We start from the raw sequence: 260 nt of genomic DNA, 5'->3' as shown, positions 1-260 counted from the left end.
ATTGCCGATACTTTTATATTGGTCGATCACAACCATCTCAATCAGCACTACCGTGCCACCCATATCGTACACTTAGCACGCAACAGTTTGGCACACGTGACAGGTCTGACCATCAGTCGTCGCCACCATGAACGTCATGCCTCAACATTAGAAGCAGGTATTCACTTAACCCAGCTGCGTCTGATTACCGCAGACACACCATGGGTGGGTAGCTTATATAGCAAACGCGTGCTACCGCCAATGACTGGTATCACAGATGC

Annotated in this window: 1 protein-coding gene; it reads left to right on the top strand. The window is 49.2% G+C overall.

Annotated features, from left to right (window positions below; genetic code table 11):
* Positions 1–260: hypothetical protein (locus tag ACT3QP_RS15190; protein ID WP_444526082.1), on the top strand; the 260-nt coding region annotated here is incomplete at both ends.

Source organism: Psychrobacter sp. AOP7-B1-24 (assembly GCF_052376215.1).
Classification (GTDB): Bacteria; Pseudomonadota; Gammaproteobacteria; order Pseudomonadales; family Moraxellaceae; genus Psychrobacter.
Note: the sequence above shows the minus strand (reverse complement) of the source record. Positions and strands in the feature narration are given on the sequence as shown.